Source organism: Flavobacterium suzhouense (genome assembly GCF_042684765.1).
Taxonomy (GTDB): domain Bacteria; phylum Bacteroidota; class Bacteroidia; order Flavobacteriales; family Flavobacteriaceae; genus Flavobacterium; species Flavobacterium suzhouense.
The window spans coordinates 116,831-139,902 of the sequence record NZ_JBHUMD010000027.1 but is presented as its reverse complement, the minus strand read 5'-3'; the positions used below and the strand labels follow the sequence as shown (position 1 = coordinate 139,902).

14 protein-coding genes are annotated in these 23,072 nt (G+C 41.8%); 7 read left to right on the top strand and 7 right to left on the bottom strand.

What is annotated here, in order from left to right; genetic code table 11:
- Positions 1-380: 380 nt before the first annotated feature.
- Both ACFSR3_RS13875 and ACFSR3_RS13870 read left to right on the top strand, forming a co-directional pair.
- Positions 381-854, top strand: a complete 474-nt coding sequence (locus tag ACFSR3_RS13875) for a hypothetical protein (RefSeq protein ID WP_379821778.1) — start codon at positions 381-383, stop codon at positions 852-854.
- 225 nt (positions 855-1,079) lie between these two features.
- On the top strand, positions 1,080-1,550 hold the full coding sequence (locus tag ACFSR3_RS13870; protein ID WP_379821775.1) for a hypothetical protein: 471 nt from the start codon (positions 1,080-1,082) through the stop codon (positions 1,548-1,550).
- A gap of 42 nt (positions 1,551-1,592) precedes the next feature.
- On the opposite strand, the gene ACFSR3_RS13865 is transcribed toward ACFSR3_RS13870, so the two are convergent.
- Complete coding sequence (locus ACFSR3_RS13865; RefSeq protein WP_379821772.1) at positions 1,593-3,125, bottom strand: alpha-amylase family glycosyl hydrolase; 1,533 nt, start codon at positions 3,123-3,125, stop codon at positions 1,593-1,595.
- 119 nt (positions 3,126-3,244) lie between these two features.
- On the opposite strand from ACFSR3_RS13865, the gene udk reads away from it, so the two are divergent.
- Entirely contained in the window at positions 3,245-3,853 is a 609-nt protein-coding gene (udk, locus tag ACFSR3_RS13860) for a uridine kinase (protein ID WP_379821771.1), read from the top strand.
- Positions 3,854-3,857: 4 nt separating this feature from the next.
- Here the strand turns inward: udk and ACFSR3_RS13855 are convergent, their stop codons facing one another.
- Complete coding sequence (locus ACFSR3_RS13855; RefSeq protein ID WP_379821770.1) at positions 3,858-4,424, bottom strand: hypothetical protein; 567 nt, start codon at positions 4,422-4,424, stop codon at positions 3,858-3,860.
- A 118-nt stretch (positions 4,425-4,542) separates the two neighbouring features.
- Between ACFSR3_RS13855 and ACFSR3_RS13850 the strand changes: the two genes are divergently transcribed.
- From ACFSR3_RS13850 to ACFSR3_RS13835, 4 genes are all read left to right on the top strand, one after another.
- Positions 4,543-4,893, top strand: coding sequence for an FtsB family cell division protein (locus ACFSR3_RS13850; RefSeq protein WP_169521597.1), 351 nt, complete (start codon positions 4,543-4,545; stop codon positions 4,891-4,893).
- A gap of 10 nt (positions 4,894-4,903) precedes the next feature.
- Positions 4,904-6,274, top strand: a complete 1,371-nt coding sequence (locus ACFSR3_RS13845) for a methylmalonyl-CoA mutase subunit beta (RefSeq protein ID WP_379821769.1) — start codon at positions 4,904-4,906, stop codon at positions 6,272-6,274.
- Positions 6,275-6,348: 74 nt separating this feature from the next.
- Positions 6,349-8,484 (top strand): methylmalonyl-CoA mutase, encoded by a 2,136-nt coding sequence (gene scpA / locus ACFSR3_RS13840; RefSeq protein WP_379821767.1) that lies wholly within the window; start codon positions 6,349-6,351, stop codon positions 8,482-8,484.
- Between the two features lie 110 nt (positions 8,485-8,594).
- Positions 8,595-9,218: a carbonic anhydrase gene (locus ACFSR3_RS13835; protein ID WP_114758243.1), complete on the top strand. Its 624-nt coding sequence runs from the start codon at positions 8,595-8,597 to the stop codon at positions 9,216-9,218.
- Between the two features lie 67 nt (positions 9,219-9,285).
- On the opposite strand, the gene ACFSR3_RS13830 is transcribed toward ACFSR3_RS13835, so the two are convergent.
- The 5 genes from ACFSR3_RS13830 to ACFSR3_RS13810 all read right to left on the bottom strand — a co-directional run.
- Entirely contained in the window at positions 9,286-11,358 is a 2,073-nt protein-coding gene (locus ACFSR3_RS13830) for an OmpA family protein (RefSeq protein WP_379821765.1), read from the bottom strand.
- A gap of 4 nt (positions 11,359-11,362) precedes the next feature.
- Complete coding sequence (locus ACFSR3_RS13825) at positions 11,363-12,289, bottom strand: PorP/SprF family type IX secretion system membrane protein (protein ID WP_379821762.1); 927 nt, start codon at positions 12,287-12,289, stop codon at positions 11,363-11,365.
- Positions 12,290-12,304: 15 nt separating this feature from the next.
- Positions 12,305-13,594 carry a gliding motility-associated C-terminal domain-containing protein gene (locus tag ACFSR3_RS13820; RefSeq protein WP_379821759.1) on the bottom strand — a complete coding sequence of 430 codons (1,290 nt, stop codon included), beginning with the start codon at positions 13,592-13,594 and terminating at the stop codon, positions 12,305-12,307.
- 21 nt (positions 13,595-13,615) lie between these two features.
- The gene (locus ACFSR3_RS13815) at positions 13,616-20,098 is read right to left on the bottom strand and encodes an Ig-like domain-containing protein (protein ID WP_379821757.1); all 6,483 of its coding nucleotides are present in this window, start codon (positions 20,096-20,098) and stop codon (positions 13,616-13,618) included.
- A 60-nt stretch (positions 20,099-20,158) separates the two neighbouring features.
- A partial coding sequence (locus ACFSR3_RS13810; protein WP_379821755.1) for a beta strand repeat-containing protein occupies positions 20,159-23,072 on the bottom strand: 2,914 nt, incomplete at its 5' end.

The window sequence follows — 23,072 nt, the reverse complement described above, 5'->3', positions numbered from 1 at the left end:
AAACGCATTTCATCGATTATAACTTTTTTTTAACATTTGTTTACGGTTTCCCGTAAACAAATGTTAAAAAAACTTTATAATTTTAAACGAAAACGTAGAATTGTTCGCGTTAAACCTTAAGCAATTATTTAAAACATAATAGCTTCTTTTGACCATTTTATTTAACACGATAATAATTTTACGTGTTAAAATTTATTTTAAATTTGCCCATTATTAACATCAAATCTTAACAAAACAGACAAATAACAATTAAAATCACAAATAAATAAACATATAATAATTAAACTTATTTTTCATTTATTTAATTTTTAAATACAGCAGTAACCCCCACTGTATTCCTTTAAACATCCCAACCACAACATTAAACAAACCACACGCTTATGAAGTACATTATCATTAAAGGAGCAAGGAGTTCAGGCAAGGCCGAAACCATTAATGCCGTATGCAAAAAATTAAAACCGGAAGCGATCCGTAAAGTCTATTTTTCAGAATCCGGACAGGTATCACTGGAAAGTATTGCCCCGGCAGCAGGAATTTCAGACGGGACGTATATTGTTACGGTACGCAAAAAGAACATCCTGATGGTATCAGGTGCTCCAACAGAACAAAAGAAAAAAATAAGTTCTATTATGGAATCTGTCTTTAATTTAAATTTAAAACCAGATTTCGCCATTGTTGCTATGAGAGGGCTTGAAAAACTCAAAGATTTCTCTACATCAAAAGAACTTGAAAAATTTGGCAAGTGTATTTACGAAACCAAAATATGGAGAATACCGTCATACACTTTCCATCTTACCGAAGAATGGAATAAACGTATATCATATATTACAGCCATAACGCTGCACAACTTATAACTTTAGGCTCCCAGGTGGAGCCTAAAGTATTTTAAAAAGATATGCCGTTCAAATTATTTTTAGTAATTTTAACACCCAATCATTTACATCCCAAACAATTACAAATAAAAACAACAACCAATTAATCTCTAAAACAGTAAAGCCTATGGTAAAATAACAACAACTTCTAAAACCCGTTTACTTCAAAATCCACACCTGTATTATCAACCAAATTCAACCGGAATTATGAAGTATATAGTAATTAAGGGTGCTAAAAGTGCCGGCAAAGCCGCTACCATAAGGGAGGTTTGCACAAGGCTTAAACCCGATGCCGTTAAACGCATCTATATTTCTGAGTCAGGATCTGTAGCAGCAGAAAATGTACAATCTGCCAAAATAACTGAAGGAAATTTTGTAGTTACTGTAAGGAAAAAAAACATCCTTATTGTTTCCGCCTCACCTACAGAACAGAAAAAAAGGATTACATCAATAATGGAATCGGTTTCGAAACTAAACATTAAGCCCGACTTTGCGATCGTATCAATGTGCGGACTTGAAAAACTAAAAGACTTCTCTACCTCAAAAGAGCTTGAAAGCTACGGTAAATGCATTTATGAGACCAAAATATGGCGAATACCTTCTTATACCTTTAATCTCACAGATGAATGGAACAGACGGGTATCTTATCTCACAGCAATTACGCTTCACAACCTCTGACGGTATTCAATAAAAAAGGCAGGATATTCTCCTGCCTTTTGATTATAAATTATATGTCCAGACCTGAACTGCATAAGGTTGCATTATCAATGCCCTGGCCCCTCTGCCGAAAGTTGAATTAGGAGACCCGAATATCAGTTTCATACTATCCAGTCTAATGGTTACATCATCACTTAGCCTGGTAAACTCTTCTTTACCCGATAAATTTATCATTACCAACACCTTTTTTTCTCCGTTTACACGGGTAAAGGAAACAACATTATCATTGTTGTTAGATATTGACGCATATTTCCCCTCAGCAACAGCCGATTGCATTTTTTTCATTCTTATAAGCTCTTTATAATAGGCCCATAAAGAGTTTTTATCACCCTGCTGCTCTTCCTGAGAAACACCATCATTAGGCTTGGCGCTACTGTTTTCAAAATAAGGTTTAAAATCCCTGTACCATAATGCCATTCCATTGCCCTGTCCTGAAGCATACCATTCGAAAGCCTCCCTTGACGGAATACCATCGGCATCTGTACCGGTGTTTAACGGTTTACTCATCATTCCTATCTCCTGTCCGTAATAAATACATGGAACGCCTCCAAGTAAAAAATTAAGCCCCGCAGCAACTTTTAATGCCCCTAAATTCATTCCCTGCATTGAGGCAACCCTTTGTACCTTTTCTTTCTCAATATAAGGTACCGGAACCTTGCCATCAGGAAGATTCATAAAAGTACTGTCGGCAGCCTTCATTATCTTATTCTTATCGAATGAAACTATAGCATCCCTTAACTTAGATGATTGTACCCTGTCGAAACCTGCCTTGGTATAAAGGTCATTCCCGAAAGAAGTTCCATCTGCAGCAGCGAGTATCTGTATCGCGGGATTTACTTTTTTAAGCCCTGCGATTAAAGGCGCATAAAAAGCTTTAAGCTGATTATTTGTTTTCCCTGAATTATCAAGTTTATCTTTTATATCAACAATCCTAAAACCGTCAACACCATCATAAAAACTACCATCACCATCCGGATCGGTCCAGTATTTAAGGGCTTTAGCATAATAAGCCGCCACCTTTTCATTTTTAAGATTAACAGCCACGACTTGTTCTTTTAAACCTTTTAGAGTTGTTATTTCAGGCAATTGATAAGGCTTTTCATTTTTTGTATCGGTATAATAAATGTAACCGCTATAAGCCGATTTGGTATTTTTAAAGGAATCTGTAAACCATAAATGTTTAGCACTGATATATTGCAGGTCTACCTCCTGATACAACTTCATTTTCCTTAAGTGTATATTTTGAATAAGGTCACGGTATTCTTTAAAAGCGCCGTATGCCTCATCAATTTTTTCAATATTACCTGCATAGAGATTATGGTAAAAATCCGACTGGTATATCGGTGACAGTGTTATGGTAGTTACCCCCAACTGCTGAAGATACCCAAGCTTGTCCTCAATACCTTTAAGGTCTCCCTGGCCATCGCCGTCACTATCAAAAAAACTGCGGGTGTTTATATGGTACATTACTTCATGCTGCGCAAATGCAGGTGTAATGCATAAAGAAAAGAAAGCGAATACTAACGAACGTATCATAGATTTAAGTTTGTTTCAAATATAAGAGATTTACGTAAAGATTTATTGTAATGATAACAGCTAATCAGCAATAACTCCTACTAATAATTACTATTTTTGCTTAAATTAATATAAAACAAATGCTTATAATAGGAATTGCCGGAGGCACCGGAAGCGGTAAAACCACCGTTGTACAACAGATAATGAACGAACTGCCTTCTGAAGAGGTAGGCATTATTTCTCAGGATTCTTATTACAGGCAAACAACCGGGCTTACATACGAAGACAGGGCTAAAATTAACTTTGACCACCCTAACTCTATCGACTTTGAACTGCTGGCTGAACATCTGGCCGCATTAAAAGCAGGGCAAACGATTGAACAGCCTGTCTATTCTTTTATTACACATAACAGGACAAGTGATACTATTATTACCCATCCACGAAAGGTAATGATTGTTGAAGGCATTCTGATATTGGCTGATGCCAGGCTAAGGGATATGTTTGATATTAAGATCTTCGTATATGCTGATGCCGATGAAAGGCTTATCCGTCGCCTGAAACGCGATATCGCCGAACGTGGAAGAGATATGGAAGAGGTACTTAACCGCTATCAGAATACCCTGAAACCTATGCACGAGCAATTCATCGAACCCACTAAAGCACATGCCGATATTATTATTCCGCACGACAGATACAATACAGTAGCTATTGATGTGGTCAGGGCTGTAATCCATCAGCGTTTAAAATAATACACTATGCCTTTGTCAGCAGATATCTGAGAGTTTCCAGCACTTTAGGTATTTCTTTTACCCTTGCCTCTGTCCAGAAATACTTATCCGGAAACATGGAATTATTCAGTTGTACCGAAAAAACCTGTTTATTATCATAGATCTCGAATTTTAGGGTTAGCTCATTCGAATTGAAAATATACTTTACTGCTTTCTTTTTGCCGGTAGTATTGTTCAGATTAGGAATTACATATTCTTCCAGCCAAACAACCATATCCCCTATTTCTTCCATTCCTATCCATGCATCCTCTTTTACCCTAAAGTTGTCTGCATTTTGTTGGGTCACTAAATATTCTGCCGTAACATTAAGCCCATACATTTTTGTATTTTGTTTAAGATCTATTATTTCCGCAGGATAAAACTGTACGGTTTCATTCCATCCCGATTTAAAAACAGCCGATTCATTCTCGTCAAGATTGATCTGGATAAAGCTTGACCGGTCGATAAACTCCGATGCTGAGGATAGCTTTTCGTTTTGTGCACTTACTGTTGCCGAAAGAAACAGCAAAAAAAGAAGGTATATTTTTTTCATAGAGACGATTGTTTAGGTTTATACTACTGAAACAAAAGTTATTCCAATAATTAAGTTATGTGGACAAAAGTTTATAATTTAAAATCTGTCTTTTCTTATTTTGATGTAATTTAGCAGCATGAAATTCTTCAAAAAACTAACCAAACGCTTTCCAATCCTTAAAATACTGGGGAACAGATATGTATTGGTCATTATTTTTGTAGGGGTATGGCTTACCTTCCTGGATAACTATTCTTATTTTGAAAACCGTATCCTCGACAAAAAGATTGAAGAACTTGAAGCCAACAAACGTTACTACATTCAGGAGATAAAAAAAGACAGTACCAGTATAAAGCAACTGAACAATCCTGACCAGACAGAAAAATATGCGCGTGAGAAGTACTACATGAAACGCGACAATGAAGATGTTTATATCATAGAATTTGAAGATAGTATCCAGGCAGAAGAACAGGGTACAAAATCTCTTTAACATATTCCGCATGAGCGAAAAGCTATTTAATGAATTTGAACCGGTTTCTTCCAAACAATGGAAGCAACAGATACAGTATGAGCTTAAGGGCGCAGACTATAATGAAACCCTTGTTTGGGAAAGCCCGGAAGGCATTAAGGTAAAACCTTTTTACCATATTGATGAGTTTAAACAAGGTCCTGCAGTTGCCGGAAAAGCTGCTGAATTCAGTATTTGCCAGAACATATATGTACACGATACTGAAAAATCGGCAGGAAGGGCTATATCTACTTTAAAACGTGGTGCCGAAAGCCTTCGCTTTACCATTGAGAACGAAAGTACTGATGTAAAGGCATTGCTTTCTAAAGTTCCTAACGATACCCCCGTGTATTTTTATTTACCTTTTCTATCAATCGATTTCGTAAAGAGTCTTGACGTTATAGCAAAGGAGAGAAATGCACAGTTTTATGTTCAGCTTGACCCGGTTGGTCAACTGGCAAAAGAAGGAAACTGGCATACTAACCTTGAAATCGATATTGAGGCTTTAAATACCATTGCTATTGCATGCAGCAATATTCATTTCCTTAGCGTGGATGGCAGCCTGTACCAAAACGCAGGAGCCAACATCGTTCAGCAGATTGCCTATACTTTAGCACATGCGAATGAATACTTTAACCGCGTTGCAACTGTAAATAAACCTATAGTGCTTCAGGTAGCAGTAGGAACTAACTATTTCTTTGAGATTGCAAAATTACGTGCAATGCGTACGCTTTTCAACCTCATCGCAGCAGAATATGATCATAATTTTGATTGCCATATCATCGCTACACCAACAAAACGTAACAAAACTCTTTACGATTATAATGTAAACATGCTTCGTACAACAACCGAGTGCATGAGTGCAATTCTTGGTGGCGCAAACAGCGTAGCTAATCTTGCCTATGACGCCATTTACCATAAAGACAACGAGTTTGGCGACCGTATAGCACGTAATCAGTTATTGGTACTGAAACACGAAAGCTATTTTGATAAAGTGAATAACCCTTCAGACGGGGCTTATTATATCGAAGAACTAACACAACAGCTTGCCGAAAAGGCGTTGGCATTGTTTAAAGATATCGAAGCTAATGGCGGTTTGATAACTCAACTGATGGAGGGAACAATTCAGCGTAAGATTCAGGAAAGCGCTACCAAAGAGCAGGAACTTTTTGACTCAGGAAAAGAAGTGTTGTTAGGAACTAACAAATACCCTAACAAGAACGACAAAATGAGTCACGACCTTGAGTTATACCCATTCGTAAAAGCCAATCCGAGAAAAACGCTTGTGGCGCCAATCATAGAAAAAAGACTGGCGGAGAAAATGGAGCTGGAAAGGCTGGATCAGGAAAAAGTAACTGAATAAGTTAAATAGTTAAACTGTCACGACCCTGAAAGGGTCAAACAAAATAGCCTTTGACGCAGTCATAGGATAGAGCAATGAGAAAAAACATACAACATATACAACTTAAGCCTGAGGCAGAGAATCAATCTGTAAATACGGAACAAAATTCGTTTCTTACTGCCGAAGGTATTGAAGTAAAAGAAAACTATTCTGAAAAGGATATTGAGAATCTGGAGCATCTTGAATTTGGTGCCGGTTTCGCACCAAACTTACGTGGACCCTATGCTACTATGTACGTGCGTCGTCCGTGGACCGTACGTCAGTATGCGGGTTTCTCAACGGCTGAAGAAAGTAACGCCTTTTACCGCCGTAACCTTGCCGCGGGACAAAAAGGACTTTCGGTAGCCTTTGACCTTGCTACCCACAGAGGTTACGACAGTGACCACGAACGAGTAGTAGGTGATGTAGGTAAGGCCGGTGTTGCCATAGACAGTGTTGAGGACATGAAAGTCCTTTTCGATCAGATACCTTTAAACGAGATGTCGGTTTCGATGACCATGAATGGGGCTGTTTTACCTATTATGGCTTTTTATATTGTAGCAGCCGAAGAACAGGGCGTTGCCCCTGAACTGCTTTCGGGAACTATTCAGAACGACATCCTTAAGGAGTTCATGGTACGTAATACGTACATCTACCCTCCTGCTCCATCAATGAAGATCATTGCTGATATTTTTGAATATACCAGCCGTAAGATGCGAAAGTTCAACTCTATCAGTATCTCGGGCTACCACATGCAGGAAGCCGGTGCTACTGCCGATATTGAGCTGGCTTATACCCTTGCCGACGGGCTGGAATACATCCGTACCGGACTTGCCGCAGGAATGAAGATCGATGAGTTCGCTCCTCGCCTTTCGTTCTTCTGGGCTATCGGGATGAACCACTTTATGGAGATTGCCAAAATGCGTGCAGGGCGTATGCTTTGGGCTAAACTATTGAAACAGTTTGACCCTAAAGACGACAAATCCCTTGCATTGCGTACCCACTGCCAGACCAGCGGATGGAGCTTGACGGAACAGGATCCTTTTAACAATGTGGCGCGTACGGCTATCGAGGCTGCCGCTGCTGCTTTTGGAGGAACGCAATCGCTGCACACCAATGCATTGGATGAGGCTATTGCCCTGCCAACAGATTTCTCGGCACGTATAGCCCGTAATACACAGATCTTCCTTCAGGAAGAAACCAAAATAACCAAGACAGTTGACCCTTGGGCAGGAAGCTACTATGTAGAAAGCCTGACTGATGAAATTGCTAAAAAAGCATGGGCACTTATCGAAGAGGTTGAAGAGCTTGGCGGTATGACCAAAGCTATCGAAGCAGGTATACCAAAACTTCGTATTGAAGAAGCCGCAGCACGCAAACAGGCACGTATCGACAGCGGTCAGGATATAATCGTAGGGGTAAACAAATACCGTCTTGAGAAAGAAGATCCGCTTCATATATTAGATGTAGACAACCAAATGGTGCGCCGTCAGCAGATTGAGCGTCTTGACCAGATAAAAGCCACACGCGATACCCAAAAGGTTAAGGAATGCCTTGCAAAGCTAACTGAGTCTGCTAAATCAGGTGAAGGCAACCTGCTTGAACTTGCGGTTGATGCAGCACGCAACAGGGCAACCCTGGGTGAGATAAGCGATGCGCTTGAAACGATTTTCGGAAGGTATAAAGCACAAATTAAATCATTTAGCGGAGTGTACAGCAAAGAGATCAAAAACGATGAAAGCTTTAAAAAAGCAAAACAGCTTGCCGACGAGTTCGCCAAACTGGAAGGCCGACGCCCAAGGATAATGATTGCCAAAATGGGTCAGGATGGCCACGACCGCGGTGCTAAAGTAGTAGCTACCGGTTATGCCGACGTAGGTTTTGACGTGGACATTGGCCCACTGTTCCAAACTCCTGCCGAGGCTGCTAAACAGGCCGTTGAGAACGACGTTCACATTCTTGGGGTATCTTCATTAGCTGCAGGGCATAAAACACTTGTCCCACAGGTTATTGAAGAGCTCAAGAAATACGGCCGTGAAGATATTATGGTTATTGTGGGTGGGGTTATCCCGGCACAAGATTACCAGTATCTGTTTGACAGCGGAGCCGTAGCCGTTTTTGGTCCGGGAACTAAAATTAGCGATGCCGCGATAAAAATACTTGAGGTATTGATCAAAGGATTTGAGGAGTAATACAAACTCCGTTAACTTTAGTGGTTAGCGGAGTTTTTTTTGCTTTATTGTTTTGTATTACCTTTATATTCCCAAAATAGAACAAAAGAAACACTAATAAAACAGATACAATGGATATTAAAAAAGTATTTGATAACAACAGAGAATGGGTAAAAGCCCAACTTGAAAAACCCGATTATTTCAAAAACCTGGCAGCAGGGCAAGCACCTGAAATATTATACATAGGTTGTTCTGATAGCCGCGTTACTGCGGAAGAGCTTATGGGGCTTCAGCCGGGCGATGTATTCGTACACCGTAATATTGCTAACATGGTACCTAATACCGACCTGAATGTGCTTTCCGTTATTAACTATGCGGTACAGCACCTAAAAGTAAATCACGTAGTGGTTTGTGGGCATTATAACTGTGGTGGTGTTAAAGCGGCGATGGAACAATCTGATCTTGGCATCCTTAATCCATGGTTAAAGAATGTTCGGGACGTATACAGGATTCACCGTAAAGAGCTTAATGCGATTGAAGATCCGGCAGTGCGTTATGACCGATTTGTTGAACTTAACGTACAGGAACAATGTATCAACGTTATCAAAGCGGTAGAGGTACAAAGAGCTATTATTGAAAGGAATCTTACCGTACACGGCTGGATTTTTGATGTAAGGAGCGGAAAACTGATAGACCTTGCCATCGACTTCGAGAACATCACTAAAAACATCTCCGATATTTACAGAATAGAGTAATAAGCAAAAAACCCTTCCGCAATCAAACGGAAGGGTTTTTAAATTTATAGTGTGCTTCTTTCGTGTTTTACATATCAGTAATAATAAATTCACTTCGCCTGTTGGCCTGATGTTCCTTTTCGGTACATTTCACCCAGTCGGCGCATTTGTTAACCAGTTGTGACTCACCATATCCTTTTGCTGTTAGACGTTTTGAATCGATACCCTTTCTAATGATATAGGCCATAATCTCACGTGCCCTGTTTTCAGACAGCAACTGGTTTTGTTTTTCCGGACCTCTGGAATCGGTATGTGACCTGATATCAATCTTTATAGATGGATGTTCTTTCATGAATATAACAATTTTATCCAGCTGTTTTGCAGCATCAGGACGTATGTTGTAACGGCCCGTATTAAAATAAATTTGTTCAATCCTGAATTTTTTAGCAAGGTCAAGTCCCACCACCGGAGCAGCATTCTCATACATATTAGGGGCTTCAGGCTCAACTATTTTCTCCGGTTTTTCCATAACTGCAGGAAGTACCACATCACCTTCTTTCTCTGTAACCTCCGTTGGCAATTCTTTAGGAAGATAATCCAGTGCCTGTATCTTAACGGTATAAGCCTTTTCACAATCAACACCAAAATAGTATACACCATCTTCAGCCGTTACCATTTCTTCCATAAGGTTTTCATCGGCATCATATAAGGCAACCTTAGCCCCTGTAATTGCTTTTTTAGTTTCCTTATCCGAAACTATACCTGATATAAATTGCCTGCAGGTAAAATCAAGAGCAATATATTCAGTAAGGCTGTAAACATCATCATAACCAATACCACTTGTTCGGTTAGATGTAAAATAGCCCATCCTGCTTTCTTCGTTTATGATAAAACCAAAATCATCAAAGTGTGTATTAATAGGCTCACCAACATTTATGGCCTTTACATAGGTTCCGTTTGGCTGTAGCTCTGCAACAAAAACATCAAGACCTCCAAGACCTGGATGTCCGTCGGAAGCAAAATAAAGTTTGGTTTCGGTTACAAAAGGAAATGTTTCCCTTGCTTCAGTATTAATACCTGGGCCAAGATTTTCCGGATTACCAAACGTACCGTCTTCGTTAATGCTTACGCTGTAAATATCAGACATACCATATCCGCCCGGCATATCGGAAGCAAAGAATAATGTCTTTTCGTCCGGACTAAGACAAGGATGCGCCGTGTTGTAGCTATTGCTCGTAAACGGAAGCTCTTTAATATTCTTCCATTTATCACCATCCGCTTCAGCGCGGTATATTTTTAAAAGAATGCGATCTTTATCATCTTTTTGCAGCTTACCATCGTTCAGGTTATTCTTTGTAAAATACATAACCTGTTTATCTTTAGTAAACACAGGTGTAGACTCATGCAGTTTGGTCTGCACTCTGCTTGAAAACTTTTGAGGACGTACCAAATCTCCTTTGGGTCCAATTTCAGCAATATATAAGGCGGTAAATGCCTTATTTGTCCATCTGTCTTTTCTGGCTGTAACGCCAAGACTATCCCTGTTAGAAGTAAAAACAATCTTGTCGGTGCCGTAAAAAGCAGCTCCGTAATCCGAAACAGTACTGCTAGCAGTAGTAATCTTAACTTTATACCTTCCCGAATTACTTTCTATGGAATTTATATAGTTCCTGTTCTTGTCAAACAAATCTCCTCGCTGGTCATCAGATTTAATCGTATGGAGTTCATCCAGAAGTTTGTTGGCATCATCATACTTTCCAACTGTTTTTAAGGACTGTGCCAAACGATAATAATATTCGGGCTCGATAACTTCTTTTTTAAGTTTAAAAAGCTCTCTGTACCAACGAATAGCCTGGCCGGCATCATTATTAGCATAATATGCATCGCCAAGTTTTTTATACAATGAAGCCGTCCTGAAACCTTTTTCCTCAATTTTCAGGTATGTTTTTATAGCTTCGTCATAGTTGTATTTTTCTGTAAGGAGTTCGGCTTTATCCATTTTAGCCATTCCTTCCTTCATTACTTTCTCCCTGGCTTTTTGCTGTTTAGGCGTCTCCCTGATCTTTTTCTCCTGAGTACCTGTTGTCTTTTCCTGTGCAAAAGATGCTGCAGAAAATAACAACATGAAAATGAAAAGTGCTATGTGGTTGATTTTTTTCATGATATTAGAAGAAACGTGGATTCATAACCTTCTCATACTTTTTAAACAGTTCAAAACGAAGGAATATTTCATGCGAACCGGAATTGTAATCAGCCAAAGCTGTAGTCTCTGTATCGTATGTATAACCTATAAACAGTTTATCGCTAACCTGGAAACCGGCAAGTGCACTTACTGCAGCATCCCAACGATAGGCAACACCAACCGTAAATTTATCATTATACAATACATTAGCCGTAAGGTCTAATTGTACCGGAGCACCCTGAACTACCTTTGCTAAAGCTGCCGGTTTAAATTTCCAGTTATAAGCAAGGTCAAACACATGACCTCCCATAGCATACACGTGGAATCTTTCTTTAGCCACCGATACCTCATTGTGCTCATAGTGCTGTGTTTCCAGAATATTAGGCACGGATAATCCAAAGTAGGTAGCATCAGAATAAAGAAAAGCTCCTGCTCCTACATTTGGCGTAAGCTGATTATTGATATTTGTCTGGAATCTCGGATCGCTCGGATCATATATGTTCAGTTTGGTAAAATCAACGTTGAAAAGCTGCAACGATCCTTTAATACCCAAACCAACTTTATAATCATCATTTACTTTTAGTGTATAAGAGAAATCTGCCGAAAATAAATTAGTATCAGTGGGACCAATCTTATCATTAACGAATGTTAAACCCAATCCTACATTGCGGCCTACCGGCGCATTAAGCGAAGCGGTATTGGTAACGGGAGCCCCATCCAGGCCAACCCATTGTGCCCTGTGAAGAAGGAAAAAACTCGTTGTTCCACGGCTTCCCGCATAACCCGGATTGATATTAATAGGATTGTACATGTATTGAGTATACTGAGGGTCCTGTTGTGCCATAGCTTCATTACTGCAAACTAATCCAACAAGGAGTATAATAATACATTTAAACTGTTGCATTCTCATTATATAGTATTTCTTTTAGTCTGAACTTAAATATAGGTAACCTGCTTTTTTAATTTCCCTTGCAGGAATACCAGGCATCTCATAAACATATTTAATTATATAAAAGTAAGTTCCTGTTGGTAGTATTTTCGATCCTGTAACAGTGGCTCTTCCTTCAGAAGTACCATTAAAAACGTTACCTCTTGTATCGTATGCAGCCGTTTCAAAAACCTTAACTCCCCATCTGTTGTAAATCTCAACCGTATTTTTTGGGAAATTTTTCAGGTTATCAATTACAAAATAATCATTTTGACCATCGCCGTCCGGAGTCACACCATTATAGATTACGATATCCCCGGGAAGCATAATATCGGACTTCACTCTTGCTAATGCAAAAATACCATATCCTTCAACATTTACCACACCGGTCACCGTGCCCTGAGTGGCGTTTACCTCATTTGCAACGCCTCCTTCATCAACCCACACATTTTCCTGCTCATCCCAGCGTACAATATGTATCTCTTCATAAGGCTGAACCAAAATTGCGGGATCTGTTGTTGCCTTGTCCCAGCTTAGTGTAACCATTATATCGGTTTGGCTGCCTGCTTTATCTATTCTCCAATACTCTTTGGTATCTATAATATCAATCACACCTCTTTTAAGACTGTGAGGGTGTATATCATTAGAGTTTTGCAGATAGTATTTGCCATTAAAGCTACTGGCCTGATCTCCTGAAGCAGAAATAGCAGCATACCTGTAATAACGTGCTTTGCTAATAGAATCCTGATCACCTATAGGATAGGTAAATTCGGTACTTCCATTTTTAATTACAAAACCGTCTACGTGGCTGTCGTTACCCACATTGCTGTGTGTTGCATTGTTCTCAAATACAATGATTCCCCCAAATACATCATCCTTGATTACTCCATTAAAAAAGTCTGCATTGCCGCTAACCGAAATATCCCCAAATAAACGGAAAGCTGCTTCTGTTGCAGTATTGTTTGGATTATTGAACAATACGTTGTAAAACTCTGCCGGCATGCTGCCTGTTATGTTCTGCTGCAAGAAACCTTCGAAGCGGGTATATCCCTCGCCTCTATTTAAATTATAAGTTGTTACTCCGTCGTTATTAAAATTACCGTGAAAAATAACCTCACCATTATTTTCATATTCGCCCAGATCCTGATTGTCAAAATCCGACATTATGGTCATAACAGTATTAGGGCTTACATAAAGTTTTCCCTGATTCGTGGTCTGCCCGGTATTTTGGGCAAATGAAGCTGCCCAAAACAACATAAACGCGATAATTATTATACTTCTTTTCATTTTCTTTTGCATTGGGGTGCATTAATTAACTTTCGAACGTATCATAGGGTTTGTTATAACCTTACAGTTTCTGGTCACTACAGTTACTGCACTTGTCGGTGCAGATTGACACTGAACCGTATTACCACTTACTGTAGATGTGGCAACTGTTGTACGTCTGTAATATGTTGTTGAATGTATAACAGGTGGCTGGTATGAAGCCGAAGTCGCACCGGCAATCACTGTCCATCCTGTTGTTCCATTAAGTGATGATTCCCATATGTATGTTACCGTACCAGAACCTGTACCAGCAGTACCCGGACCTATTACCGCCGGAGCATTGTCCATACAAATGTTTTGGTTTGCTGTAAGCGAACCTGCCGTTGGTGCAGCAGATACTGTAATAACTACGGCTGTTGTTGCCACTGAACGACAAATTGCTGAACCATTAGTAGCTATAGTGAACCTTTGGTATCTTGTTGTTTGCGTAAGTGCGCCCGGTGCATAGGTTGCGCCTGTAGCACCTGCAATATCAGCACTCCATGTAGCACCACCATCAGTTGATGACTGCCATGCATAAGTGATAGTTCCGGTACCAGTACCTGCAGTTGTAGAAGTTAAGGCACTTGGCGTACTACCACTACATATATTCTGATTCGCTGCAATAGCACCAGCTGTAGGCACTGCTGAAACTGTAATGATTACCGCTGTTGTTGCTACCGAACGACACGTTGCCGAACCATTAGTAGCTATAGTGAACCTTTGGTATCTTGTTGTTTGCGTAAGTGCGCCCGGTGCATAGGTTGCGCCTGTAGCACCTGCAATATCAGCACTCCATGTAACTCCGCCATCGGTGGAAGACTGCCATGCATAAGTAATAGCTCCTGTACCGGTACCCGCAGTAGTTGAAGTTAATGCTGCCGGAGTAGCACCACTACAAATACTTTGGTTAGCTGCTATAGCACCTGCTGTAGGAACTGCTGAAACTGTAATGATTACAATCGTTGAAAATCCTTCACAAGAACCTGAAATAGTTGCTCTTCTGTAATAACGTGTAGCTGTTAGCGATCCAGGGCTATAATTTGCTGTTGTAACTCCTGTAGAACTCCATGTAGAACCATCTGTTGATACTTCCCAACGATATGTTCCTGCGCTTGCTCCGGTAACAGTAAGAGCTGTTGCCGTTCCTCCATTACAGATACTTTGGTCTGCAGCAGCGGTACCTCCATTAATAACCGGTTGCACTGTAATAGTTACCGTAGTAGAATAAGCTTCACCTGTACAAGATCCTGATATAATAGCACGTCTGTAATAACGTGTAGCTGTCAATGCTCCCGGAGCATATCCTGCAGTTGTTACACCCGTACTTGTCCAGTTAACGTTATCTGTAGATACATCCCAACGGTAAGTTCCGGCACTGCTTCCTGTCACTGTAAGTGCAGCAGGCGTTGCACCATTACAAATAGTTTGGTTAGCCGCAGCTGTACCTCCTACCGGACCGGGTACTACTGTAATCGTTACGGTATTAGTATATACTTCACCATAACAAGGGCTTGAAGTTAATCCTCTTCTATAGTATGTTGTCGAAGCCAAAGCTGCCGAAAAAGTATAATTTTGAGTTGTAACACCTGTAAATGTCCATGTAGCATTATCAGTTGAACTATACCAGCGATAGCTTCCTGTGCCGCCACCTGCCCATCCTGTACCGCCTGTTATTGTCGCTGGTATTGAACCGCTACAAACTGTCTGGTCAGCAGCAATACTATCAGGGTTAGGATAAACATTTACAGTAATAAGTACAACATTTGATGGTGCAGATGCACAACCGTTATTCATGTAAAGCCTTCTGTAATAACGTGTAGAAGACAAGGCCGGTGGCTGGAAAGTAGCCGATGTAGCTCCTGTAATATTAGCCCAATAGCTATTATCATACGATTCCTGCCATTGGTAACTTGTACCACCTGTACCGGCTGAAGATGACGTAAGTAAAGCAGGAACTGCATTTCCACAAACGTTTTGGTTACTACCAATAGTTCCCGGTGTTGGTACCGAAGGAACTGTCATCGTAACAACATTTGAAGGAGATGTACCCGTACACACGTTACCACCATTGTTAGATCTTCCTAATCTTCTGTAATATGTTGTCTGTGTTATAGTTCCGGGTTGATAATCTGCATTATTTGCACCTGATATATCTGTCCATGTTACATTGTCTGTAGACGACTGCCACTGATAACCACCATTCGTGTTGTTACCGCTGGTAACATTACTAATTTGAGTCGGAGCAGTTCCGCTACAAACGGTTTGATCTGAACCAATCTGACCACCTGTCGCGATTGCATTAATATTTATTGCAATCTGAGGCCCCCAGCCTGAACGACACTGTGTTCCATTATATGTTCCAACAATAAGCCTTCTGAACAACGTATTTTGAGTCATTGGTCCCGGTGGCGTATAGTTAGCGCCTGTTGCACCTGCAATATCAGAGCTCCAGGTAACACCATTATCGGTAGAGGACTGCCATACATAACTTATTGTTCCCGGTGCAGGTACTGAGCCCGCATTCTGAGATGTAATCTGAGCAGGATTAGCTCCTGAACATATATACTGGTTACTTGCTGTAAAGCTTCCCGGATCATTAACCTGACCCGCAACTGTTACTGTAATAACATTTGTATAAGGAGACTGACAAGTAGTTCCGTTAGTGTTCGATTTGGTATACCTTCTATAATATTTTGTAGCCGTTAACGTACTAGGCTCCTGATATGTTTCTGACGTAGCACCTCCAATATCATTCCAGTTAGAAGTACCGTTATCCGATGACTGCCATTGGTAAGTAAATGTGCCCGGTCCTGTACCTGCACCACCTGTTGCAGAAGTAAATTGTGAGGGCTGAGTTCCAAAACATATAGTCTGGTTTGCAGCGATACTTCCTGCTGTTGGTGTAACCACATTAATAGCTATAGTTCCTGAAGGTGATTCACATGACCTGCTATTTGCAGTAACTACAGCTACCCTGCGGTAAAGTCTGCTTGCAGATATACCTCCCGGGAAAGAATAGGTTGCATTTGTACCGGTACCCGGTGCAGTAGTCCATGTAGTTCCGCCATCTGTAGAATATTCCCATCTGTAAGCTATAGTAGTACCTGATAAACTTGGACTTACAGTAGCTGCAGATCCGCTGGTTAAAGTACTTGGTGTAGCACCACTACATATCGACTGGTCACTTCCTATAGTACCTGCGTTTATTTGTCCCTGAACGTTTATTGTAACTGCATTTGTAGCTACGGATTCACAGGCTACAGTATTAACAGTGGACACTGTGTATCTACGATACATAGTAGAAACAGTAGGGTTTACTGTAAGCGTTGCTCCTGTTTGTCCTGCAATAGTTGAATATGATACCGGAGATATCGCACTGGATTCCCAACGATAGGTAATCACTCCATCTCCTGTCCCTGTTCCTCCTGAAGCAATAGTTACTGAACTACCATAACATATTGTATTAGGCGATGGCGCTGTAATACTTGCAGCTACAGGCGTTGTCTGAACTGTAACCAATATATCTACATAACCATCACAGGTTACACCATTTGATGTATTAGTACTAATACGACGGTAACGTATTGTAGCTGTAAGGTTACCGGGAGCATATGTTGCTCCGGTCTGTCCGGCAATAGTAGTAAATGTTCCTCCTGTTGCTCCGGGAGCAGACTGCCATGTATATGACACTGTACCTGTAGAAGACGAACCATTTGATGTACCCGTTCCCGAGCCTAAAGTTCCCGGAGAAGTATTATAACAAATCGTTTTATCTGCACCAAGGCTACCCGGGTTGATAGTAGTTACATCAACATTTATATCACCTGTTGTTCCGGTAACACATGGATTAACTGCTAAACGTCTAAACCATGTTCTCGCAGTTAAAGGCCCTGTTGTATAACTTGCACTTGTAGCACCCGGAATATCTACCCAGTTAAAAGGGCTACCAATAGTAGATGACTGCCATTGATAGTTAACCGTATCATCACCACCATTCAAATCATTATTCAGCGTAGCTGTACTTCCTGAACAAACTCTTCCAGGACCAGAGATTACACCTCCGGTAAGATTGTTGCCATATACTTTTACAGTAACCACGTTTGTTGGAGCCGACTGACATTGGTAAGATCCTCCATTGGTTGTGTTTGTAGATACAGTAATCCTTCTGTAATATCTTGTAGCAGTAATTGCCGGTGGATCATAAGTAGCATTGGTAGCACCGCTAATATTAGTCCATGTGGCATTATTTGTCGAAATCTGCCATTGATAAGTACGGGTAAGTGTTAATCCCGAAGCCGAACCTATAGTACCTGCTGTTACCGATGTTAATAACGCCGGATCTCCACCCCCTGAACAAAAATACTGGTCTGAACCAATAGATCCCGGTGTAGGTGTAGGAGCAGTATAAACATTTATTTGTCTACGCGGACTTTCACAAGTACCTCTGGTTTGAGTTACCCAATAGCTTTGTACACCTGCTACATCTGTAAGAGGTGTCGGAGCATAATCAGAAGAAAAACCTCCTGTAGCCGAGAAATACCATTTTAATACATTACCTGAAGAAGCCGTAGCTGTTAAAGGTGAAGCAGTTTCTCCAAGACAGTAATAAACATTATTAGCAGTTGGAGCATTAGGGATTGTAACAATCGAAACACTGGCTGTATTGTTATTTCTTGCAGCAACTGGTTCTAAATTGGTATTTCCATTATTGTTAGTATATCTGGCTTCAGCAGTAGTCGTATAGGCTGTTGCAGCACCTGTTTTAGTTATTGTATATACAATTGGATAATTATAGGCCTGTCCAGAAGCTATAGTAGCAGAATTACTCGAGCGATATTCATAAGTAGTATTACCCGCTGCATTAGTAGTATTTTGCAATGTCCATCCGTTTGTATTATCCCATGTTATACCGTATCCATTTACGTTAGGCTGAGGCACAGTAATGAAAACACGTAATCTATTAGAACTACCACCTGTGGTTATTGATGCATCTTGTACACCAACGTTAGAAACGTTCACTGTAAAAGTATTGCTGCCATCAGCACAGTTTTCATCTAGTGTATGCGTAGGTACTATATCAATACCCTCTGCCAAAACCGGAGTTTCAACTATAGAAGTATTATTATTTAAGTCATCATCATAAGGCGGAGTCGCTGTCGCTGTATTAACAACTACATTACCGCTTGGTGTATAATTTCTTAGCGTACCTGTTACCGTAATAGTTGCAACAGAATTAGCTGGCATGGCAAAAGTACCCGTAATAGTATTTGACAAAAGTGCCACCGTAGGTGTTCCTGATGTAAAACCGGAAGCCGAAACCGATGTTATTTCAAATCCATTAGGAGTTGTTATATTGTTATATTTAGGTATTAAGTTTCCATCAGCATCAGTAATCCTGTCAACAAAATCGATATTATATACCGGTTCCGGAGTATCATTAGTAATTTCGATTGTATAGATTATCTGGTTTTCACTGCCCGATCCTGCAACTGTACGGATAAAGTCTTTATTAGCGGTCTTTTTAACGCGCATGTTATTTGGTGTAGTAACCAATAGATTTCGAATCTCATGATAGTTCACACCTCCACCGGTAGATGCCGCAAAACCAAGTTTTAATAAAGCCGGAGGAACATCTGTAGTAGTATAAGATGTTACATCTACAAAAGCACCGGTAGGAGTCGTCTTCCATCTAACTGTGATCTTATATTGTCCACCCGTTGTAAGTCTTTCGATTTTAATCTGAATCCTCCTGTAAAATTGGGAGTCAGTCGGCCTTGTAGAGGTTACTGTATTATAGTCTAGTGCATTTTGGCTTGTCACCCCTGTTGCTGTCGTAGAATAGGTAAACGTAGCGCCACCATCAGTTGTTCTGATAGTAGTACCTGCTAAATACGGATTCGTTGTACCTGAATTTGAAGTTGTAGGACCACGTAACACTATGGCATTAGGTCGTTCACCCGGACCACCATTTCTACCCTCAGTAGGATTCGAAAAGTTACCATATTCGTCAAGACCAATACCTACATAACCGCCATTAAGACCTCCAACACCATTAGGTGCATATCCTAACGAACCTCCATAACCTCCAAGCGAAAAAGTATTTGAGCTATCTCCATTAAAAAGGAATACCCCAATACCATCAGCACCGTTATAACCATCATTTACATCTCTCCAGGTCTTATATTCAAAATCAACAAGAACCCCCAGTGTTGAAGGAAATGATCTGTCTACATAAGCAAAACCCTTTTGGTAAGTGGCAGCACTTGTAAGCCTTAACCAGCCTCCATTTACAGGGTCACCATTACCCGATGTAAGGTAAGCATTGTCTCCAATAATAATGTCAGGATTACCTGCTCCACGAAAATCTTCGCTTACAGCAAACTGCGCCATAGCTTTTGTGGTTCCTAAAGCAACTAATATACCCAGGCATAAAATCGCTTTAAGAAGTAAACCAATACTATATGTATGTAATTTTTTAATCATAACTGATTTATTGATTGGAAACAGGCATAAAGATAGTTGTTATGCCTGCCCCAATAATAATTATTTTACCACAAATACGATGTTCATGTAAGAAGCTTCTGTTCCTGATCCAATGATATCATAAGTCAATATACCATTAGCATCTATACTAAGGTTTGCAAATACTGTAGGATCAAAATATGTAATATAATACATTAATCCGTTTGCAGGAACCGTAATAGGTATAGTTGCATCTGCACCTGCACTTTTGATGAAACCTGCATTTGCTCCTCCAAGTGAACCACCTGTTGCATTATCTGGTATAAATATCTGACCCGTAAACTGTGCCTGATATTCCATATACAGATTTCGTTTAATTCCGGTACCATTTGATGACGTATCAAAAATCACTGCCGGCATGTAGAACACTTTTGGCATTGCTGAATTAACCGATCTTAGAACACCATTTGTATCTGCCACAACAACTTTATCAGTAGTTGCTTGTGTATATGTATTTCTAATTTCTCCAACTCTCACAGTACCTGTATTTACATCAAGTGTATTTGTTGATGTTGTTCCTGAGAAGTTACCTATCGCTACTCTACCATTCTGATAGATATTATCAGTATTAGCTTTAGCAGGATTAGTACTGTTCTGTATTCTCCATGGTTCGCTTACGAATGTATCATTACTAGTCCACTGTACAGCTCCTGATCCGCTGGTAGTCATCACCGAGTTATTAGCGCCCGGAGTAACACTCAATACGTATGGAGTTGCAACTGTACCAGATCCGCTAACAGTAACGGTAGAACTTCCTGTGGTAACTCCACCTACACCGTCTGCTCCGGTCGCACCTTGTGGACCCTGAGCACCGGTTGCACCTGTAGCTCCTGTTGCACCCTGAGCACCTGTTGCGCCTTGAGCTCCAGTAGCACCCTGAGCACCTGTAGCACCCTGAGCACCTGTAGCACCTGTTGCGCCAGTAGCACCCTGAGCACCTGTAGCACCTGTTGCGCCAGTAGCACCCTGAGCACCTGTTGCGCCTTGGGCACCTGTAGCACCCTGAGCACCTGTTGCGCCTTGAGCACCTGTTGCGCCAGTAGCACCCTGAGCACCTGTTGCGCCTTGGGCACCTGTAGCACCCTGAGCACCTGTTGCACCCTGAGCACCTGTTGCACCCTGAGCTCCTGTTGCACCCTGAGCTCCTGTTGCGCCTTGAGCACCTGTTGCACCCTGAGCTCCTGTAGCACCTTGAGCACCTGTAGCACCTTGGGCACCTGTTGCACCCTGAGCTCCTGTTGCACCCTGAGCACCTGTTGCACCTTGGGCTCCAGTAGCACCTGTATTTCCTTGTAGACCTTGTGGTCCTTGTATTCCGTCAGCACCTGTTGCACCTTGAGCACCTGTAGCACCTTGGGCACCTGTTGCACCCTGAGCACCTGTTGCACCCTGAGCACCTGTTGCGCCTTGAGCTCCTGTAGCACCCTGAGCTCCTGTTGCGCCTTGGGCACCTGTTGCACCCTGAGCACCTGTTGCACCCTGAGCTCCTGTTGCGCCTTGGGCACCTGTTGCACCCTGAGCTCCTGTAGCACCTGTTGCGCCCTGAGCACCTGTTGCACCTTGAGCACCTGTTGCGCCCTGAGCACCTGTTGCACCTTGAGCACCAGTAGCGCCTTGAGCTCCAGTAGCACCCTGAGCACCTGTTGCACCTTGGGCTCCTGTTGCGCCCTGAGCACCTGTTGCACCTTGGGCTCCAGTAGCACCCTGAGCTCCTGTAGCACCTTGGGCACCTGTTGCGCCCTGAGCTCCAGTAGCACCTGTATTTCCTTGTAGACCTTGTGGTCCTTGTATTCCGTCAGCACCTGTTGCACCTTGGGCTCCAGTAGCACCATGAGCACCTGTTGCACCCTGAGCACCTGTTGCACCCTGAGCACCTGTTGCGCCTTGAGCTCCAGTAGCACCCTGAGCACCTGTTGCGCCTTGGGCACCTGTTGCACCCTGAGCTCCTGTTGCACCCTGAGCTCCTGTTGCGCCTTGGGCACCTGTTGCACCCTGAGCTCCTGTAGCACCTTGGGCACCTGTTGCGCCCTGAGCTCCAGTAGCACCCTGAGCTCCAGTAGCACCTGTATTTCCTTGTAGACCTTGTGGTCCTTGTATTCCGTCAGCACCTGTTGCACCTTGGGCTCCAGTAGCACCCTGAGCACCTGTTGCACCCTGAGCACCTGTTGCACCCTGAGCACCTGTTGCGCCCTGAGCACCTGTTGCGCCTTGAGCTCCAGTAGCACCTTGGGCTCCAGTAGCACCAGTTAAGTTTGAAGTGGTAAATGAAGTACCATCTGTATAATTGATCGTGAATGTACCGTTGTTGTTGTCAACTGTGCTTGCAATACCTTTCCCGTCAACTCCTGTTGCTCCCTGAGGACCAGCAACACCATCGTTTCCGGTAGCTCCTTGTGGACCCTGGATACCTTGTGTTCCGGTTGCTCCCTGAGGACCTGTCAGATTTGAAGTGGTAAATGAAGTACCGTCTGTAAAGTTGATCGTGAATGTACCGTTTCCGTTATCTGTTGTACTAGCAATACCCTTTCCGTCGGCTCCCGTTGCTCCGGCAACACCTTGCGTTCCTGTTGCTCCTTGTGGACCTGTCAGGTTTGAAGTGGTAAATGAAGTACCGTCTGTAAAGTTGATCGTGAATGTACCGTTGTTGTTGTCAATTGTACTTGCAATACCTTTTCCATCAGCTCCCGTTGCTCCCTGAGGACCAGCAACACCATCGTTTCCGGTTGCGCCTTGCGGACCTTGGATACCTTGTGTTCCTGTTGCTCCCTGAGCTCCTGTAGCACCAGTTAGGTTTGAAGTGGTAAATGAAGTACCGTCTGTATAGTTGATCGTGAATGTACCGTTGTTGTTGTCAACTGTGCTTGCAATACCTTTCCCGTCAGCTCCTGTTGCTCCGGCAACACCTTGCGTTCCGGTAGCTCCTTGTGGACCTGTC

Coding starts and splice junctions, on each gene's coding strand:
- ACFSR3_RS13875 (WP_379821778.1), top strand. CDS start 381: ATGAAGTACATTATCATTAAAGGAGCAAGGAGTTCAGGCAAGGCCGAA.
- ACFSR3_RS13870 (WP_379821775.1), top strand. CDS start 1,080: ATGAAGTATATAGTAATTAAGGGTGCTAAAAGTGCCGGCAAAGCCGCT.
- ACFSR3_RS13865 (WP_379821772.1), bottom strand. CDS start 3,125: ATGATACGTTCGTTAGTATTCGCTTTCTTTTCTTTATGCATTACACCT.
- udk (WP_379821771.1), top strand. CDS start 3,245: ATGCTTATAATAGGAATTGCCGGAGGCACCGGAAGCGGTAAAACCACC.
- ACFSR3_RS13855 (WP_379821770.1), bottom strand. CDS start 4,424: ATGAAAAAAATATACCTTCTTTTTTTGCTGTTTCTTTCGGCAACAGTA.
- ACFSR3_RS13850 (WP_169521597.1), top strand. CDS start 4,543: ATGAAATTCTTCAAAAAACTAACCAAACGCTTTCCAATCCTTAAAATA.
- ACFSR3_RS13845 (WP_379821769.1), top strand. CDS start 4,904: ATGAGCGAAAAGCTATTTAATGAATTTGAACCGGTTTCTTCCAAACAA.
- scpA (WP_379821767.1), top strand. CDS start 6,349: ATGAGAAAAAACATACAACATATACAACTTAAGCCTGAGGCAGAGAAT.
- ACFSR3_RS13835 (WP_114758243.1), top strand. CDS start 8,595: ATGGATATTAAAAAAGTATTTGATAACAACAGAGAATGGGTAAAAGCC.
- ACFSR3_RS13830 (WP_379821765.1), bottom strand. CDS start 11,358: ATGAAAAAAATCAACCACATAGCACTTTTCATTTTCATGTTGTTATTT.
- ACFSR3_RS13825 (WP_379821762.1), bottom strand. CDS start 12,289: ATGAGAATGCAACAGTTTAAATGTATTATTATACTCCTTGTTGGATTA.
- ACFSR3_RS13820 (WP_379821759.1), bottom strand. CDS start 13,594: ATGAAAAGAAGTATAATAATTATCGCGTTTATGTTGTTTTGGGCAGCT.
- ACFSR3_RS13815 (WP_379821757.1), bottom strand. CDS start 20,098: ATGATTAAAAAATTACATACATATAGTATTGGTTTACTTCTTAAAGCG.